General features: G+C 46.5%; 14 protein-coding genes. 5 read left to right on the forward strand and 9 right to left on the reverse strand.

The window, feature by feature from the left end; genetic code table 11:
- Positions 1-15: 15 nt before the first annotated feature.
- Positions 16-225, forward strand: a complete 210-nt coding sequence (locus ACTRWF_RS09720) for a DUF2909 domain-containing protein (protein WP_012518736.1) — start codon at positions 16-18, stop codon at positions 223-225.
- 17 nt (positions 226-242) lie between these two features.
- On the opposite strand, the gene ACTRWF_RS09725 is transcribed toward ACTRWF_RS09720, so the two are convergent.
- The 5 genes from ACTRWF_RS09725 to lexA form a co-directional block, all read right to left on the reverse strand.
- On the reverse strand, positions 243-1,136 hold the full coding sequence (locus tag ACTRWF_RS09725) for a cytochrome c oxidase subunit 3 (protein WP_462835475.1): 894 nt from the start codon (positions 1,134-1,136) through the stop codon (positions 243-245).
- A 23-nt stretch (positions 1,137-1,159) separates the two neighbouring features.
- Positions 1,160-1,747 (reverse strand): cytochrome c oxidase assembly protein, encoded by a 588-nt coding sequence (locus ACTRWF_RS09730; protein WP_020746418.1) that lies wholly within the window; start codon positions 1,745-1,747, stop codon positions 1,160-1,162.
- 140 nt (positions 1,748-1,887) lie between these two features.
- Complete coding sequence (ctaD, locus tag ACTRWF_RS09735) at positions 1,888-3,501, reverse strand: cytochrome c oxidase subunit I (protein WP_283632656.1); 1,614 nt, start codon at positions 3,499-3,501, stop codon at positions 1,888-1,890.
- 9 nt (positions 3,502-3,510) lie between these two features.
- On the reverse strand, positions 3,511-4,674 hold the full coding sequence (coxB, locus tag ACTRWF_RS09740; protein WP_012520176.1) for a cytochrome c oxidase subunit II: 1,164 nt from the start codon (positions 4,672-4,674) through the stop codon (positions 3,511-3,513).
- A gap of 583 nt (positions 4,675-5,257) precedes the next feature.
- Positions 5,258-5,884: a transcriptional repressor LexA gene (gene lexA / locus ACTRWF_RS09745; RefSeq protein WP_012518730.1), complete on the reverse strand. Its 627-nt coding sequence runs from the start codon at positions 5,882-5,884 to the stop codon at positions 5,258-5,260.
- 308 nt (positions 5,885-6,192) lie between these two features.
- On the opposite strand from lexA, the gene plsB reads away from it, so the two are divergent.
- Positions 6,193-8,649, forward strand: a complete 2,457-nt coding sequence (gene plsB, locus ACTRWF_RS09750; protein WP_462835476.1) for a glycerol-3-phosphate 1-O-acyltransferase PlsB — start codon at positions 6,193-6,195, stop codon at positions 8,647-8,649.
- A gap of 235 nt (positions 8,650-8,884) precedes the next feature.
- Here plsB and ilvA read toward each other — a convergent pair whose 3' ends face one another.
- Together ilvA and ilvD are read right to left on the reverse strand one after the other, a co-directional pair.
- Positions 8,885-10,432: a threonine ammonia-lyase, biosynthetic gene (ilvA, locus tag ACTRWF_RS09755; RefSeq protein WP_462835477.1), complete on the reverse strand. Its 1,548-nt coding sequence runs from the start codon at positions 10,430-10,432 to the stop codon at positions 8,885-8,887.
- A complete protein-coding gene (ilvD, locus tag ACTRWF_RS09760; protein ID WP_462835478.1) occupies positions 10,432-12,282 on the reverse strand; it encodes a dihydroxy-acid dehydratase in 1,851 nt (616 codons plus the stop codon). The genes ilvA and ilvD overlap by 1 nt, the downstream gene beginning before the upstream one ends.
- Before the next feature lie 428 nt (positions 12,283-12,710).
- On the opposite strand from ilvD, the gene ACTRWF_RS09765 reads away from it, so the two are divergent.
- Positions 12,711-13,328, forward strand: a complete 618-nt coding sequence (locus tag ACTRWF_RS09765; protein WP_071960278.1) for a trimeric intracellular cation channel family protein — start codon at positions 12,711-12,713, stop codon at positions 13,326-13,328.
- Positions 13,329-13,582: 254 nt separating this feature from the next.
- Positions 13,583-15,097 (forward strand): YifB family Mg chelatase-like AAA ATPase, encoded by a 1,515-nt coding sequence (locus tag ACTRWF_RS09770; protein WP_024017260.1) that lies wholly within the window; start codon positions 13,583-13,585, stop codon positions 15,095-15,097.
- Positions 15,098-15,128: 31 nt separating this feature from the next.
- Here ACTRWF_RS09770 and ilvY read toward each other — a convergent pair whose 3' ends face one another.
- Entirely contained in the window at positions 15,129-16,001 is an 873-nt protein-coding gene (ilvY, locus tag ACTRWF_RS09775; protein ID WP_012518724.1) for an HTH-type transcriptional activator IlvY, read from the reverse strand.
- A 157-nt stretch (positions 16,002-16,158) separates the two neighbouring features.
- On the opposite strand from ilvY, the gene ilvC reads away from it, so the two are divergent.
- Positions 16,159-17,637: a ketol-acid reductoisomerase gene (gene ilvC / locus ACTRWF_RS09780; protein WP_012518723.1), complete on the forward strand. Its 1,479-nt coding sequence runs from the start codon at positions 16,159-16,161 to the stop codon at positions 17,635-17,637.
- 148 nt (positions 17,638-17,785) lie between these two features.
- Here the strand turns inward: ilvC and ACTRWF_RS09785 are convergent, their stop codons facing one another.
- Positions 17,786-19,036 (reverse strand): multidrug effflux MFS transporter, encoded by a 1,251-nt coding sequence (locus ACTRWF_RS09785; protein ID WP_012518722.1) that lies wholly within the window; start codon positions 19,034-19,036, stop codon positions 17,786-17,788.
- Between the last annotated feature and the right edge of the window lie 79 nt (positions 19,037-19,115).

A 19,115-nucleotide genomic window follows, 5' to 3' on the forward strand; every position in this document is an offset into this window, starting at 1 on the left:
AAAACAGAGGTGAGTATGCTAATAAAAATAATCCTTGTTGCTCTTGTGCTGTACATGATTGTGAACTTGTTCATGGCAATGCGCGTTATGATGAAAAACGACACGTCGAAAGGCCCTATGAGTAAATATATTGGTCGGCGTGTACTGACTTCAGCCATCATCGTCATTCTTATTCTTATCGCTATTGGTACCGGCTTAATTACCCCAAACCCAAGGCCTTATTGAGTTTGGGGCTTCTTGCTTTATAGCACGTAAACAAAGAGATAAAGCATGACCCACACCACATCAACAAAGTGCCAATACCAGCTTCCGGCTTGAAACGCGAAGTGATTATCTGGCGTAAAATGCCCTTTCAAAACCCTAAAAAACATCACGATAAGAATGATAGTTCCAAGGGTGACGTGCATGCCGTGAAACCCAGTAAGCATAAAGAAAGTATTGCCATAAATGCCTGACTGAAGGGTTAAACCCAAGTCGCGATACGCGTGGACATATTCCTCCACCTGCAAGAATAAGAACCCACACCCAAGTAAGATGGTAATGCCAAGCATAAGGGTTAATTGCTTGCGTTTATTCTGCTCTAGCCCCACATGCGCAAGGTGCAAAGTTATAGAGGAAATGAGTAGAATTACGGTATTAATAGTCGGTAGACCGGCGGCGCTCATCTCTTGTGTTGTCACTCCGCTCGGCGTACTTACCAGCGGCCACATAGCTTCAAATGTGGGCCACAGTACCTCGTTGGTCATGGCATTATTTGATGCGCCTCCCAACCAGGGAACAGCGATAAATCTCGCGTAGTAAAGGGCGCCGAAAAACGCAGCAAAAAACATGACTTCTGAGAATATAAACCAGCTCATTCCCTGTCGATACGAGCGCCCTAACTGATCGCTGTACAGCCCCGCCATCGACTCGTCAATTTGGTTTTTAAACCAGCCGATAAGCATCACTAATAACACTGCGACACCCGCAAGAAGGATATGGCCTCCGTAGCCAGTTTCCCCTTTTGTGGCTTCTACAACATAGTTTCCTGCCCCCACGGCGATAAGAAATAATGCGATAGCACCAACAATGGGCCAAGGGCTTTGCGCGGGTACATAGTATTTTTGGTATTCATCTTTTTGAATTTCGGGCTGCATTTTTTTCTCCTTATCCCTTGTGCCTATTCACCGGTCGACGGTGTCGAAGCCATAAAGGGATTCGGTGTTGTCGTTAGGTCACTTGCTCGCGCTGTGACGTCATAGAGTGTGTACTGCAAAGTAAAAAAGGTAATATCTTCAGGTAACTGAGGGTCTACATAAAACTGCATAGGCATGTAGGCTTCGCTACCTGCGGACAAAGGCTGCTGGTTAAAACAGAAGCATTCCGTCTTATTTAAATAAAGTGCTGCCATGCCTGGTGATACAGAAGGAATGGCTTGAGCCACAATATTGCTAGAGGCTGGGTTTCGAACGTAAAACGACACCGTGTTGAGCTCACCGGGGTGAACTTTCACACGCTTCGTCTCGGCGCGAAACTCCCACGGCATGCCGGTATTCGTGCGGGTAATAAACTCGACGGTCACTGTTCTGGACGTATCAATTTCAACCGACTGATAAACTGCTGCAGTCCCTTCGGTTTTGCCGTTAATTCCCGTTACATCACAAAACACATCGTAAAGAGGAACAAGTGCGAAGCCGAAGCCAAACATACCGATAACAATGGCGATAAGCTTGATCACCATTTTGTTGTTTGCACTTTGTTGTGACATCACGCTACCTCCGAGTAAATTCAAAGGTAAGGACTGTTAAACGCTATGATATGCGCCCCAACATCCCTACCGTCTGTAGTGTGTGAATTTCCTTACTCACACAGGCCATGCCTCACGTATAACACGCCCAACCTAAGCGCTTATTTAACAACAGGTGGGGTTTCGAACGTGTGGTAAGGAGCAGGTGATGGAATTTCCCACTCAAGACCTTCAGCGCCGTCCCATACCTGCGCTGACACGCCTTCTCCCTGCTTTTTGCAAGCCTTAATAAGCAATGCGAGGAAGATAAGTTGAGATAAACCAAATGCGAAGCCGCCCAAGCTTATCCACTTGTTAAAATCGGCGAACTGTAAAGCATAATCTGGAATACGACGTGGCATGCCCGCCAAACCTACAAAGTGCATAGGAAAAAACAAAACATTCACCGACACGAGGGAACACCAGAAATGCCATTTTGCCAACGCAGTGTCGTACATTTTGCCGGTCCATTTAGGTAGCCAATAGTAAACGGCTGCCATGATGGAAAAGACAGCCCCTGTCACAAGTACATAGTGAAAGTGAGCCACTACGAAGTAGGTATCGTGGTATTGGAAGTCAACTGGCGTTATCGCAAGCATAAGTCCCGATAACCCGCCTATGGTGAAAAGCACGATAAAGGCAATCGCAAACATCATCGGCATTTCAAAACTTAGCGAGCCACGCCACATAGTGGCCACCCAGTTAAACACTTTTACGCCAGTTGGCACCGAAATAAGCATGGTGGCAAACATGAAAAACATTTCCATATAAACCGGCATGCCCGTGGTAAACATGTGGTGAGCCCAAACGACAAATGACAACAGCGCAATGGACGCGGTTGCATAAACCATAGAAGCATAACCAAATAGCTTTTTACGGGAAAAAGTAGGAACAATTTGCGAGATAATACCAAAGGCCGGCAATATCATTATGTACACTTCAGGGTGACCGAAGAACCAAAAAATGTGCTGGAACATGACGGGGTCACCGCCACCTGCTGCATCAAAGAAGCTTGTTCCAAAGAATTTATCGGTCAATACCATGGTTACCGCGCCTGCTAGCACTGGCATAACGGCAATAAGAAGGAATGCAGTGATTAGCCATGTCCACACAAATAGCGGCATTTTCATCCAGGTCATGCCAGGGGCACGCATATTGAAAATCGTCACAATAACGTTAATCGCCCCCATAATGGATGAAATGCCCATTATGTGAACCGAAAACACAAACAGCGCTGTAGAATCGCCGCTATATGTTGTGGAAAGTGGCGCATAGAACGTCCAGCCAAATGCTGGGCCACCGCCTTCCATGAACAGCGAGCTCAACAGTATGAGAAACGCGCCGGGCAGGATCCAGAAACTCCAGTTATTCATGCGAGGCAATGCCATATCTGGCGCACCTATCATCATGGGGATTAACCAGTTAGCAAGCCCGGTAAAAGCAGGCATTACCGCGCCAAAAACCATGATAAGCCCATGCACTGTGGTCATTTGGTTAAAGAAATTTGGTTCAACAATTTGTAAGCCAGGCTGAAACAGTTCAGCCCGGATAACCATTGCCATCGCACCGCCCACTAAGAACATGATAAAGGCGAACCATAGATAGAGTGTGCCTATGTCCTTGTGGTTAGTGGTAAACAACCAACGGGTAACCCCCTTTGGAATATGGTCGTGATGCTCATGATCATCGTGTTGCGCAGAGGTATCTGGCGAAATAACTTCAGTTGCTTTGCTCATGATCTGCTCCTAGTTTCCGTTCGCAACAGCGTTGACATCTTTAGCCTGAACCATGTCACCGGTGTTGTTACCCCACGCATTTCGCTCGTAGGTAACAACAGCTGCTATTTCTTTAAGACTTAACATTTTGCCAAAGGCTTGCATGGCCGTGCCTGACTTACCGTGAAGCACAATGTCGATATGGCCTTGCTGATCTTCTTTGGCCATTTTGCTGCCTTTGAGTGCTGGAAACACGCCAGGGAGACCTTCACCGTTTGGCATGTGACATGCTGCGCAAGTCGCGTTATAAACACGCTCACCTTCTTGCATTAACTCGTCCATCGACATATTCATAGAAAGGAGACGCTGCTCTTCTTCTTTTGCCTGACGAACCATTGCCTCTTGTTCACTCATCCACTTATCAAACTCAGCGGGCTCTTTGGCAATAACCACAACGGGCATATAACCGTGATCTTTTCCGCACAATTCAGCACACTGTCCGCGATAAATGCCGGGCTCATTTACATTGGCCCATGACTCGTTAATAAATCCAGGGTTGGCATCTTTCTTAACGGCAAAATCTGGAACCCACCACGAATGAATAACGTCGTCAGAGGTAATAAGGAATCGTATTTTTTTGCCCGTAGGTATCACTAGTGGACGGTCAACCTCAAGTAAGTAGTTATCGGTTTTCTGAAACTTGTTTTCAATCTGCTCTCTTTGTGTGGCAAGCAGCGAGTAGAACTCCACGTCACTGTCCATATATTTATAATGCCACTTCCATTGCGACCCTGTGACCAACACTGTCATATCGGGTTCAGTGGTATCTTCCATCGCGATTAGCGTATTTGCAGCCGGTACCGCCATAAAAACGAGAATAAGGAAAGGGATAACGGTCCACGCGATTTCTACTTTTACATTTTCATGAAAGTTAGCGGGCTTAGCGCCACGAGACTTTCTATGTAGATACATAGACGCGAACATCACGCCAAACACGACCACCGCAATGCCAACACAAATGAAGAACATCAACATATGAAGGTCGTAAACCTGACCACTAATGTCGGTAGCACCGCGTCGTAAATTAAGTGAAGAGATTTCTTCACTTGCTTCTTGCGCGAAAATCAATGAAGAGAAAAGCAAAAATGGTAGGCTTGCGCACCACCTTGCCAATACGGTCGTTAGTTGTTTCACTCAGCACCTCCGGAATGGTACGGCTAAAGGCGCTATCTTGTTTTGCGCTAACCCTACCAAATGAATTGCGAACGATTGACCCATAACCTCAACTTGTAAAACAAATTTAGAGTCATTGTTATTATTTTGTTAATCTCTGTATAAGAATTGCGCAATAATGTCGTGCCGTCTAGTCTTTTCTATTAAAAATTTAACGAAGTGGTTAATATTTAATCATTTGGTTAAAAGTCAGCATAAGATGAGGTGTGCAGGAAGTAAGCTTTAGAATGTGCAAACGCGCAGTAAATCAAACGCCCATTTTGAACGTGGAGACAACGTCGATGTTACTTTAACTTGCTATTAAATAGACAAGTTAATCCACCTTGAACGACAGTTTTAAACAGTGCTTATATTTTGTAATAGCTGTCGCGGGAGGTATTCATGGACGAAATAAAGAGAAATCTACCGCACAATAGTGGATTCAAGGATTTCTAGTAGGAATAGGATATTCAAACCTAATTTGCCTAAAGCAGAACAAAAACGGGGAGTAAAAGGCACAAAAAAAGCGGCTAATGCACCGCTTTTGATCAAAGAAGCTAAAACCTTACATCCAATCAGCGTTTCGTATAACGCCTACTGCAATACCTTCGATTGCGAAGGGCTCATTTGCAAGGTCAACTTTTATCGGTGAAAACTCTTCATTTTCAGCATGAAGTAATACCTCGCGACCGCGTTTTTCTAGACGCTTCACAGTAACATCTTCATCAACTCGAGCTACCACCACTTGTCCATTATGTACATCAGTCGTGCGATGCACAGCTAGCAGATCACCGTCTAAAATGCCAATGTCTTTCATACTCATACCGTTTACACGAAGTAAAAAGTCTGCTTGAGGTTGGAATAGGGCTGGGTCTACCTTGTAATGAGACTCAACGTGCTCTTGAGCTAAAATAGGCTCTCCAGCAGCTACACGCCCAATTAAAGGCAGGCCTTCTTCCTCTTCAGCTTCATTGTCCAGAGGAATATTGAGCTTTATACCTCGCGACGTACCCGGCAAAATTTCAATCACGCCTTTACGCGCCAAGGCTTTCAAGTGTTCTTCCGCGGCGTTGGCAGAACGGAAACCAAGCTGACGGGCAATTTCAGCACGCGTAGGCGGCATTCCCGTTTCTTGCATGGTTGTTTTAATAAGTTCTAAAACTTCAGTTTGTCGAGCTGTGAGTGGGCGCATAAAAGACCTGTCTGTTCATACAGTTCCTGTAAGTATATACACCTAAAACCAAATAACAAGCACTTAGCGCGTCTTTTGCTTATTGTAGTTGATGAAGAGCGTATACCTTGCTCTTATCGAGCTAGCAGAAGCATAAATCGCAGCCGCTTGATAAGCGCGCCACTATCTTAAATACCTTTTTGTTTTTGAACTTGTTCAAATACATGGAGTCATTACAGCAAGTAAAGCAATGATATTGGCTTATCGCGAGATTGTGACGCGATTGTGTTACACTCCCCTTGTTTTTATTTCATAGGATTACATAGTTCATGTCGTGGATGCGAAAAGCCCTTTTGTCGGTATTTCATTATCCTGTAAAGTTACTGGTTAAAGCCCATAGTATTCCAGTTAACGTTGAAACCGAATTAGGAATAGATAAAAGCAAACCTATCGTTTATCTACTTCCCACCAACTCAGTGACAGACCAACTTTCATTGAGAATGTCGACCCAAGCTCTAGACTTACCCAGCCCAACTAAGACCTTAACGTTGGCAGGGAGAGAGTATTCATCGACGTTGTTTTTGCGAAAAACACAACCGCTTTTCCGCTCGTCGGCAAAAGACACGGGAATTGAAGAAGTCTTTACAGACCTTTTCCACCTGCACAGAGACCATGAGAATCTCGATTTACAAGTTGTGCCGGTTTATGTGACATGGGGCAGAGCACCAGGCCGCGGTAACCCGGGACTGAGCGACCTTATTGCTGATAAGGCTGCACCCAGCTGGTTGCGCAAGTTATTCATCGTGCTGTTTTTAGGCCGTGACAACTTTATCAATTACTCTAAGGCCGTTTCGGCGCGCGCCATGTCTAACCAACACGGTAGCGATCAGAGTATCGCTCATAAGCTCGTTCGGGTTGCCAGTACGCATTTTCAGAGAAAGCGCCAAAGTATGACGGGCCCTACGCTATTAGAGCGTCAAGAGCTCAATAATAGCGTATTGGGGTCTGATGCCGTACGCCGCGCCATTGCCGAGGAATCTAGAAGCAAAAAAGTATCTCACGACAAAGCAAAAGCGCGCGCCCAGTCATACATTACCGAGATTGCTGCAGACTATCGCGAGGGCCTTATCCGGTTTGGCGACAGGCTGCTTACGCGTATCTGGAACAAAATCTATAACGGCATAAGCGTAGGGCACGCCGAACGAATTCGCGAACTTGCTGCAAACGGACATGAAATTATTTATGTGCCGTGTCACCGCAGCCATATGGATTACCTACTGCTCACTTACGTGATTTATCACGAAGGCATGGTAACGCCCCATATCGCAGCGGGTATTAATCTTAACTTTTGGCCCGTAGGTAAAATGTTCCGCCGTGGCGGTGCGTTTTTCCTGCGTCGCAGCTTTGCAGGCAACAAGCTGTATACTGCGGTTTTCAGAGAGTATTTAGAGCTACTTTTCAACAAAGGCTACTCGGTGAAATACTACCCTGAAGGCGGTCGTAGCCGCACAGGTCGTCTTATTCCGCCGAAAACCGGCATGTTAGCCATAACCATTCAAGCCATGTTGAAAGGGGTGAATCGCCCTGTGAGCATCGTGCCTGTTTATATTGGCTATGAAAACGTGATGGAAGTGAAAAGCTACCTTAACGAACTTAAAGGGTCTAAGAAGAAAAAAGAGTCAAACCTTCAAGTCTTCTCTGCTATTCGTAAACTTAAAAATTACGGCCACGGATATGTGAACTTTGGTGAGCCCATTGCGCTGAACCAGTTCCTTGAAAGCCATGTGCCTAACTGGCGCGACTGTAGAGATGCTGAGCCCGAGAAGAAGCCTGCGTGGTTAACGCCTGCGGTTAATGAACTTGCTAATAACGTGATGACGCGAATTAACCGCGCAGCCGCGTTAAATGGTATGGCGCTTACATCGCTGTGTTTACTCTCTTCAAAAACACAAACCATGAGTGAGGCCGAGCTAAAACAGTCTATTGGCGATTTTATGGATTTGTTTAAAGCTGTTCCATTTAGTGACGACGCCACCATTCCTGATTCAACGGCAGAAAAATTGCTGCGCGATACGCTGAAACTCGGACGCTTTGATATTAAAGAAGATGACTACGGCCGGTTAATTAGCCCGCAGCCTAAGTCAGCGGTTTACCTGACATATTATCGCAACAATATTTTGCACTTATTTGCGATCCCAGGTCTTGTTATGGCCTCTGTTTTCGCGAAAAAAGGCACGACTAAGAACGATATACTTCAGCTAATTGCTGCACTTTATCCTTTACTGCAAAAAGAGCTTTTCTTGCATCTAACCCAAGATGAAGCTCTTGCGCATACTGACGCACTGATTACCGCACTGCTCAATAATGGGTTATTGCGTCAAAAAGACAAAGAGCTATTGCCTCCTGATGCTCACTGTAAACAATTCCATTCTGCATGGCTGTTAAGCCGCTGCATGCAGGAAACGTTACAGCGTTATGCCGTTGTGCTTACCATTCTTGATAAAGAAAAGGTAATTAGTCGAGGCGCCTTAGAGCGTGAGAGTAAACAAGTGGCCGAGCGTTTATCCGCCCTGTACGGGCTAAGTTCACCAGAGTTTTACGACAAGAACGTGCTGTCTAGCTTTATCGGCGCACTTAAAGAAAACCATTGGTTAGACTCTGAAAAAGATGGCAGTCTAAAGTACTCTGAAGAATGTGAAGCGCTTCGACAAGATGTAATGGCGCTAATATGGCCTGAAATGATGCAACATTTAGAGAATGTAGCGCTTAATGGTCAAACTAATTAAAGCTCGCCATTAACACTATCTATCAAAACGTAAAAAGCCCATGCTGCTGCATGGGCTTTTTTGTGCACCCTTTACCTTTGTTTGACACCGGTAAAAAGTAAGCCGTTTTTCACTTAAAGGTAAAGTGGCTCGTTGTAATGCCGCCTTGTATCGCTTCTCGGTAAACCATGGCTTAACGTGAAACAATGCAAGGCGATAACTTGAAAAGCCAAGCGCCTGCGCTCAGCGTTTTGATTTAGGCGGGTTGAGACAAGAAAAAACGATAAGCTGGATTATCCGTGACTTCTTCCACCTTGTAACCTAATTCGGCGACGTGCTGGTTAAAGTCATCCCGGCTTTCAGGCGCAATATCAAAGCCAGCTAACACTAGCCCCTCGGCTGCACCGTGGTTGCGATAATGGAATAAAGTAATATTCCACTGCTCGCCTAAGGTGTTTAAGAAATTCAGCAATGCTCCCGGGCGCTCCGGAAATTCAAAGCTAAATACCTGCTCGTTCAAGATAGTAGGTGGGCGACCACCAACCATATGACGTACGTGCAGTTTTGCCAGCTCGTTGTCACTTAAATTAACGCAGTCATAGCCTTTGCTCTCAAGGTCACCTTGCAGTGCAGCAAACTCTTGCTGACCGCCTTTAAGCTTCACGCCTACAAAGATATGCGCTTCACTTTCACTGGCATAGCGATAATTGAACTCGGTAATGGCCTTAGCCCCCACGCACTCACAAAACTGCTTGAAAGCGCCTTTGGTTTCAGGAATTTTTACCGCAAAAACTGCTTCTTTCTGCTCGCCTAATTCACAGCGTTCAGAAACATAGCGTAAGGTATGAAAATTGATGTTTGCGCCACACAAAATGCCACCAAGCTTCTTGCCCTTCAAGTCGTACTGCTTAGCGTATTTGCGAATAGCGGCCACCGAAAGGGCGCCAGCAGGTTCAGCAATAACTCGGGTGTCGTCGAAAATATCTTTAATTGCGCCACAAATTTCATCATTGGTAACGGTAATGGTTTCGTCAATTAAACGGTTACATAAACGAAAGGTTTCCTGCCCCATGACTTTGACCGCCACGCCATCGGCAAAAATACCGACGCTTTCCAGTTCCGTAGGCTCGCCTTGTGCTTTCGCTTTAATGAAACACGCCGACTCTTCAGACTCCACCGCCACAATCTTAATGCTGGGCTTTAGCTGCTTTAAATACACGGCAATCCCGGCAGCTAAGCCACCACCGCCCACGGCGATAAATAAAATATCAAGGTGTGGGTTTTGCTCTAATAGCTCTCGCGCAACCGTACCTTGGCCTGCAATTACATCAGGGTCGTCAAACGGCGGTACGAAGGTATAGCCATGGGTCTCACACAGTGCTTTAGCATGGTTACTGGCTTGGTCAAAGCTGGTGCCATGCAATACCACATTCACGTTTTCACCACCAAAGCGACGTACTGCGTCTACTTTAATGTCAGGGGTGGTTTCCGGCATAACGATGGTTGCCTGAATACCCTTCATTTTTGCGCTATACGCCAAGCCTTGCGCATGGTTACCGGCAGAAGCACCAATAACCCCGGCTTTAAGCTGAGCTTCACTTAGTGAACAAATACGGTTGTAGGCACCACGCAGTTTAAAGCTTTTAACCGGCTGCTGGTCTTCCCGCTTTAGGAAAATATCATTGCCAAGTTCTGCAGATAGCAGTGACATGTAAGAAAGCTCACTGGCCACAGCCACATCGTAAACGGGAGCGAGCAATATCTTTTTTAGATACTCGTGATCGCTGACGTGCTCTTTTTCCATTACAAGTCTTCCAACTTACTGACATCGCGCACTGCACCTTTGTCGGCACTGGTTGCCAGCGCTGCAAAGGTCTTGAGTGATGTAGAAACTTCGCGTACACGATCTTTAGGTTTCCAAGGCTTATCGCTCGCTTCCATTTTTGCACGGCGTTCGGCGAGCGCTTCATCGGAAATAACGATGTTGATGCTTCGGTTAGGGATATCTATTTCAATCTTGTCCCCGTCTTCAACTAAGCCAATACCGCCACCACTTGCCGCCTCAGGAGAGCAATGACCAATAGACAGGCCGCTAGTACCACCGCTAAATCGGCCGTCGGTAACTAATGCACAGTGCTTGCCTAAGCCTTTTGATTTTAGGTAAGAGGTTGGGTAAAGCATTTCTTGCATGCCCGGTCCGCCGCGCGGACCCTCGTAGCGAATAAATACCACATCGCCGGCTTTTACTTCGTCACCTAAAATACCCGCTACCGCATCGTCTTGGCTTTCATAGATGCGCGCTGTGCCGTTGAATTTTAAAATAGACTCATCCACACCTGCGGTTTTAACAATACAGCCGTCTTCTGCCACATTACCGTAAAGTACAGCGAGTCCACCTTCTTGACTAAACGCATGTTCAATCGAGCGGATACAGCCATTTTCGCGGTCGTCATCGGCTTCATCCCAACGGCAATCTTGGCTAAACGCCTTAGTCGTTCGAATGCCCGCAGGTCCCGCGCGATAAAAGGTGATCGCGTCTTTATTTTCAGGGTTAGTGATATCCCACTCGCTGATAACATCCGTAAGCGGCTTACCAAGCACGTGATTAACATCGCTATTCAGCAAGCCCGCTTTGTTAAGCTCGTTCAAAATACCTAACACGCCACCGGCACGGTGCACGTCTTCCATATGGTATTTAGGCGTCGACGGCGCCACTTTACATAAGTGAGGCACTTTGCGAGATAGCCTATCGATATCATCCATAGTGAAAGGCACTTCACCTTCCATCGCTGCTGCTAACAAGTGCAGAATGGTATTGGTTGAACCACCCATGGCAATGTCAAGGCTCATAGCGTTTTCAAACGCTTTAAAGTTAGCAATATTACGGGGCAATACGCTTTCATCATCATCACCGTAGTAGCGCTTGCAAAGCTCAACTATTTGCTTACCTGCTTGTTTGAACAGCCCTTCACGGTCAGCGTGAGTAGCAAGCATTGAACCATTGCCCGGTAGTGATAAACCTAACGCTTCGGTTAAGCAATTCATGGAGTTAGCAGTGAACATCCCTGAGCATGAACCACAGGTAGGGCAGGCTGAACGCTCAATTTCATCGGTATCAGCATCACTCACTTTATCATCAGCAGCCGCTACCATGGCGTCAACCAAATCTAGCTTGATAAGCTGATCTGAAAGCTTGGTTTTCCCCGCTTCCATCGGACCGCCCGATACAAAGATTACCGGCACGTTAAGGCGCATTGATGCCATCAACATTCCCGGGGTGATCTTGTCGCAGTTAGAGATACAAACAATGGCATCGGCGCAGTGCGCATTTACCATATACTCCACCGCATCAGCGATGATTTCTCGTGAGGGCAGGCTGTAAAGCATCCCGCTATGACCCATTGCGATACCGTCATCTACCGCTATTGTGTTGAACTCTTTTGCAACACCACCGGCTTCCTCCACGCTGCGCGCTACCAGTTGACCAAGGTCTTTGAGGTGAACGTGCCCAGGTACAAACTGCGTAAATGAGTTAGCAATAGCAATAATAGGCTTGCCGAAATCAGAATCTTTCATTCCGGTTGCACGCCATAGCGCACGAGCGCCGGCCATATTTCTACCTTGTGTGGTAGTTGCAGAACGTAACTTGGGCATAAATCCTTCCCGTTAATTTTAGGTGCTAGGGTTTAATGCTAGACCTTTATGTGAAACTTAAAAACAGTGGTAAACCAGTAATGCTTTGGCTTGTTTTCCAATACGCGCTGTTTTACTCAAAATTGCATGTCATACTGATGATGTATTAAATCATCTTAGGTCGTTCAAGCGAAGGGCGACAAAGCCTCACTGCTCACAGACCAGTAGCGCTTTGTTTTATATGATATCTTTGACTTACAATGCCGTATTCCTTTGGCATTATAAAAATGAAATGTTGTTTGTTAGGGGTTATGGCTTTACCCCTACACGCAACGCGCGGTAAACCGCGAATTGGTATTGCGCAAAGAAATAGCATGAAACACACGGCTTGATCAAGTTTTTTGCGGTAGAAATAGCGAGTTCTTAAGAGTAGTAAAAGGGTAATAAGCATGTTCGATTGGTTTCACTGGCTAAACCTGGCAGGCGTTGCGGTATGCGCAATTTCAGGCACTCTTATGGCCTATCAAAAACGCATGGATGGGTTCGGCGTTGTGGTGCTAGCCAGTGCCACGGCTATCGGTGGCGGTACGCTTCGCGACGTTATGTTAGATGTACCTGTGTTTTGGATTGCCGATACCGACTATTTGTATACCACTCTCATTGCGGCTTTTGTCCCCATCATCTGGCTTCGAATAAGCCCACGGTTTCCTTTTCATTACCTACTGATTGCCGATGCCTTCGGCTTAGCCTTGTTTAATGTGGTGGGTATAGAAAAAGCTTTGGCGAATGACACCGGCATGGCAGTGGCGGTTGCAATGGGCACCATTACTGGCGTATTTGGCGGGTTATTACGAGACGTTATCTGCCGAGAAGTGCCGCTGGTTTTAAACGGCGAGCTTTATGCGATGACCTGTATTGCTGGCGGGGTTGTATATGGCATCGCACTTGAATTTGACCTTGCTACCCAGTGGTGCGGGATCGCAGCTCTTGCTACTACCGTGCTGTTTAGACTAGGTGCCATGCGCTGGCACTGGCAATTACCCGTCTTTTATAACGATCACCATTAAGCGCTTTAGTTAACGCTTCGCTGAGCGCATGCAGGCCAGTGAAGCGTTAAAATAGGCAAGACCAGCACCGACCTCATTTCCTCTTTAAACAATAGGCCCGCATTTTTTAATTCCGTCGATATTCACTCCCTCAGTACAGTTACAAGTTTTCTTCACACCCACTACAGTTGAGCCTTGCTGCGTTTGCTCTGCATGAGCGATGGATGCATTAAACTTTGAAATAAGAGATAAAGACACAGGGGTGAGTAAGGCTTATGGGCATGGCTGTGGTTAAAACTTTTGCAGGCCAAGGCGTTACTGCGCCAGAGGTGAGCGTAGAAATTCATTTGGCTAACGGCTTACCCGCCTTTCAACTAGTGGGCATGGCTGAAACCAGTGTAAAGGAAGCCCGTGAGCGTGTGCGCAGCGCCCTTATCAACAGTGGCTTTGAATTTCCTGCCAAACGAATAACCGTTAACTTAGCTCCCGCTGATATTCCTAAGTTCGGCGGGCGATTCGATCTTCCCATCGCCGTAGGTATACTCGCCGCTTCCGGCTATATTTCAGATACAAGCTTATTAAATATTGCCTTTGTGGGCGAGCTTGCTTTAAACGGAGAAATAAAGCCGGTTAACGGCCTTATTCCCGTCGTAATGACAGCCGCAAACGAAGATATTGCTTTGGTTTACCCTGGTGACAATGACGTTGAAGCCGCACTTGTATCCCACGCTACGCGCTTTCCCGCGTTTGATTTACTGTCTGTTTATGAACACCTTACTGGCAATAAGAAATTGGCAAAGGGACAGCCTTTTGCTTCACATTCGCCTAATAAGGTGCAAACAGGTTGGGATGATATTATCGGGCAGGAACAGGCTAAACGGGCGTTAATCATTGCCGCAAGTGGTGCGCATAATCTACTAATGGTGGGGCCTCCCGGCACGGGAAAGAGCCTGCTAGCTAGCCGTATGCTCTCGCTACTACCAGATATGAGCGAGGAAGAGGCCCTTGAAGTAGCCGCCATTCATTCAGTAAAAGGTGAAACCTTACACGCCGAGCGCTTTTTAACGCGTCATTTGCGCTCTCCCCATCATACCAGTTCTGCTGTGGCGCTTACTGGTGGCGGTTCTAATCCGGTGCCGGGCGAAATATCGCTGGCCCATAACGGTATTTTGTTTTTAGACGAATTGCCTGAATTTGGACGCAAAGCGCTGGATGTATTGCGTGAGCCCCTTGAAACTGGCGATGTACACTTGTCGAGAGCTTCAGGAAGCGCTACGTACCCAGCTAATTTTCAGTTAGTAGCAGCGATGAACCCAAGCCCGACGGGTGATATTGATGATAATCGTCTGACACCACAGCAGCAACTTAACTACTTAAATCGCCTCTCTGGGCCGCTTCTCGATAGAATAGACATCCAGGTAGAAGTGCCCCGTTTGCCCGACTACGACCTGCCAGAACGGGCCAATATGCCTAACGATTCATTATTTGACACCCGCCAACGGGTTATTGAAGCAAGGCATAAACAACAAGCGCGCCAAGGTAAACCTAACGGTGCGCTACATGCGGGCGAGCTTGCCGATATTTGCCTACTTGATGATGCAGACTTACGCTTTTTACAGGCAGCCGCGAAACAGCTGAATTTATCCATGCGTGTGTTTCACCGCACGCTAAAGGTGGCCAGAACCATTGCCGATCTGGAAGGGTCACAGGGCGTACTTCGCGCTCATATCGCTGAAGCGTTAGGCTATCGCGCATTAGACAACTTGATAAAACAACTTAGTGCTAATTAGCCGCAAATGTTTACGCAAGCGTATACGAAGCCTATGGTCTTGATGATAAGTTTAGTTCCATAAAGGCATTTATCAGCGGCTCGTTCTGCTTGTCCTGCAAGCAACATAAACCAAGCGCATAGGGCTCTATATCATCTACCGGTATCTGAGTTACCGCATTGGCCATACTGGAATGATCAAGTACCACTTTTGGTACAAAGCCTACACCACACTCTAGCGCTACCATGCTTACAATGGCCTCATTACCGCCGACATACGCATACACGTTAGGGCGAATACCGTGCTCGGCAAACCAGTGGTATGCCGTGCGTCGTGTTGGCCCTGTTTCAGGCATGATCACCTGATGTTTGGTCCAATCTAGCTGACTTAATTGGGTCAAGCGCCATTCTCGAGGAGCAATAAGCACCAAAGGCACGTTGTCAAGGGCGGTGAAATGCAAATCTGTTGGCATATCAGGGGTGTAGATGGCAATAGACAAGTCGCATTGTTTACCTTTTACTTTTTCAATGGCAAGGGCTGGATCGCCTGTGATAAGCCGTATATCGACACCCGGGTGCTGCTGCCTGAACTGCCTTAGCATAGCGGGCAAATGGCTTTGACTGGCAGTTACCGAGCAAAATACACTGAGTTCCCCTTGAAGTGCATCGCTATCTTCTTTTAAATCAATTTTCAATTGCTGCCAATCAGCTAACGCTTGTTTTGAGAAGGACAATAACTTGTGCCCGCTATGGGTGAGCGCGACTTTACGGTTATCCCGTTTAAACAAGGTGCAGCCTAACTCGTCTTCAAGACGCTGAATAACACGGCTTAACGTAGATGGCGATACATACATGGCCTCAGCGGTGACGCCGAAGTGAAGGCTGGTAGCCAGGTGGTTAAAGAGCTGTAGACTGCGAAAATCCATATATATTTCACTTTATGCAATATTATCTTGCAAATATATCATTTTCCAAAACAAAAGAAATCTTTTAGTCTCACTACCAAGTCGTCATAGACGAGGTCTGTCGACGCCAAGGTCGGTGTTTGATATTGACAAAAATGAATGTTGTTCGGAAATTTTTATGGCTAATTATTTCAACACCCTGTCACTTCGCCAGCAGTTAGACCAGCTTGGCCGCTGCCGCTTTATGGCACGCGATGAATTCGCTGACGGTTGTCAGTTCTTAAAAGGCAAGAAAATTGTCATTGTAGGCTGCGGCGCGCAGGGCCTTAACCAAGGCCTGAATATGCGTGACTCAGGGTTAGATGTTTCTTATGCGCTGCGTCAGGCAGCGATCGATGAGCAACGCGACTCTTACAAACGCGCTTCAAGCAATGGATTTACTGTTGGTACCTATCAGCAGCTTATTCCAGAAGCTGATGTAGTTTACAACCTAACACCTGATAAGCAGCACGCAAGTGTGGTAGAGGCAGTAATGCCGCTTATGAAAAAAGGGGCAACGCTAGGTTACTCACACGGCTTCAACATTGTTGAAGAAGGCCAGCAAATTCGTAGCGATATCACAGTAATTATGTGTGCGCCGAAAAGCCCAGGCTCAGAAGTACGTGAAGAATATAAGCGAGGCTTTGGTGTACCAACACTAATAGCTGTGCACCCGGAAAACGACCCTGAAGGTAAAGGTTGGGATCAGGCTAAAGCTCTGGCAAGTGCAACTGGCGGTGACCGCGCAGGTGTACTTGAGTCTTCATTTGTGGCTGAAGTTAAATCTGACCTTATGGGTGAGCAAACCATTTTATGTGGTATGCAACAAGTTGCAGCAGTACTTGCGTTCGAGAAAATGGTTGATGACGGTATTGACCCAGGTTATGCAGGTGCGCTTATTCAGTACGGCTTAGAAGCCATTACTGAAGCACTTAAGATTGGCGGCGTTACTAATATGATGGACCGTCTATCAAACCCTGCAAAAGTGAAGGCATTTGAGCTTTCTGAGCAGTTAACTGATTTACTTCGTCCGCTATTTGAAAAGCACCAAGACGATATCATCAGCGGTGAGTTCTCTCGCACTATGATGGAAGACTGGGCGAATGGCGATGCGAACCTACTTAAGTGGCGTGAAGAGACCGGTGAGACTGCGTTTGAAAACGCACCAGCTTACGAAGGTGAAATCAGTGAACAAGAATTCTTTGACCACGGTATCTTATTGGTTGCCATGATCAAGTGTGGTGTTGAAGTTGCGTTCGACGTAATGGTTGAAGCCGGTATTCTGCCTGAGTCTGCGTACTACGAATCGCTACATGAAACGCCGCTTATTTCTAACACAATCGCGCGTAAGCGTTTGTATGAAATGAACGTGGTTATTTCAGACACAGCAGAATACGGAAACTATTTGTTTGCCAATGCAGCAATTCCGATTTTGCGTGAGAAATTTATGCCTACCATTGATACCAGCGTTATCGGTAAGGGTTTGACTGCTGCTTCTAATCAAGTAGAGAACAAACGCCTTGTTGAGATTAACGAAGCCATCCGTTCACACGGTGTGGAATCGGTAGGTAAGACCTTGCGTGGCTACATGACTGATATGAAAGCCATAGTTGTGTAAAAACAGAGGTTAGGACAGTTTCTGTCGTTAGGTGCTTAACTAAGCCCTCTTGCCCGACCATTTTGGTCGGGCTTTTTTATTTCTATAACTCAGCGAGTCTCGCTCTTCTTACTGCGCCTGTACATAAGAAGCTATTAATACTTAACGGTTACGAAGTAACACCTTCCCGAACACGCTCAGCGAAGCGCACTGATGCGTAAGCTAATGCAAAAAAGATAAGAAAGCCCCAACCAATGGGCATCAAGTTTCCATTCAAAAAACTATCAACGATAAGGGCAACGGGCACCGAGAATAAGCTTGAGAAGCAGCCGATAATAGCTGCACCTAGCCCAGCCATATCGCCTAGCGGCTGCATGGCCATGGCGTTTAAGTTTCCAAATAAAATACCGACAAAAAAGAACCCTACAAACATCACAGCAATAGTAAGAACAAGAGGCGGAAGCCCGTCGTAGGCAAATAACAAGGCAAGGTAGACAACCGCAAACCCGTTCACCCCTTTAAGCGCAAATCGACAAAGCTTGCGCATGCCGAAACGCATTACCATTTTACCGTTGAAGTAAGAAGCAAGCCCGATAGAAAAGGCGAGGGTAGCGAAGATATACGGGAACCACTCTCCTACATTATAAAACACGGTAAATATGGTTTGTGACGCGCTTAAATACGCCAAAAACGCCCCGAAGATACAACCCATGGCAAAGGTATAACCCATAACTTCTGGATGGGTCAGAATAAACTTTGATGATTTAAAAAAGTGTGCACGCGAGAATTTTCTGCGCTTTGCACGAGGCAAGGTTTCGCCTTGACGAGAAAAGAACCAAATCCCCGCCATAGTAGCCACCAGTAGAAACAGCGTGAATATATGGAACCAAGATGTCAGTTCCATTACGGTTTGACCAATTATTGGGGCAAGCATGGGCACTAAAATAAACACCATCATGATAAATGACATAACTTTTGCCATCGCATCACCCACGTACAAGTCGCGGATAATTGCCATAGAGGCTATGCGCGGGCCAGACACCCCAAAAGCTTGAATAACGCGCCCCACCAGCATGGTTTCTAAATTAGTGGCAAGCATACAAACAAACGTACCTAAGGCAAAAATGCATAAGCCCACAAGTATTGTTAGACGGCGGCCACGGCTGTCTGAAAACGGACCGAAAAACATTTGCCCAAACGCCATGCCTAAAAAGAACACGGTTACAATCAAATGGGTATGATGTGCCTCTTCTACGTTAAGTGACTCACCAATTTGGATAAGTGCGGGCAGCATAGCATCTATGCTAAGGGCAACCAGCGATGTCATGGTTGCCATTAACGCAACAAATTCAACAAGGCCAAGAGCGGGCTTTTGCACAGCTGCCGTATCTTCAGATACGCCATTAGATGTCTGGGGCATAAAGTCTCGAATATGAAATTAAGTGTGGGAAAGTAAAAAGGCGCGAAATAATCGCGCCTATATAAGTGTACCTGAAATT

Source organism: Alteromonas sp. G5_S2_22_S1 (genome assembly GCF_054968525.1).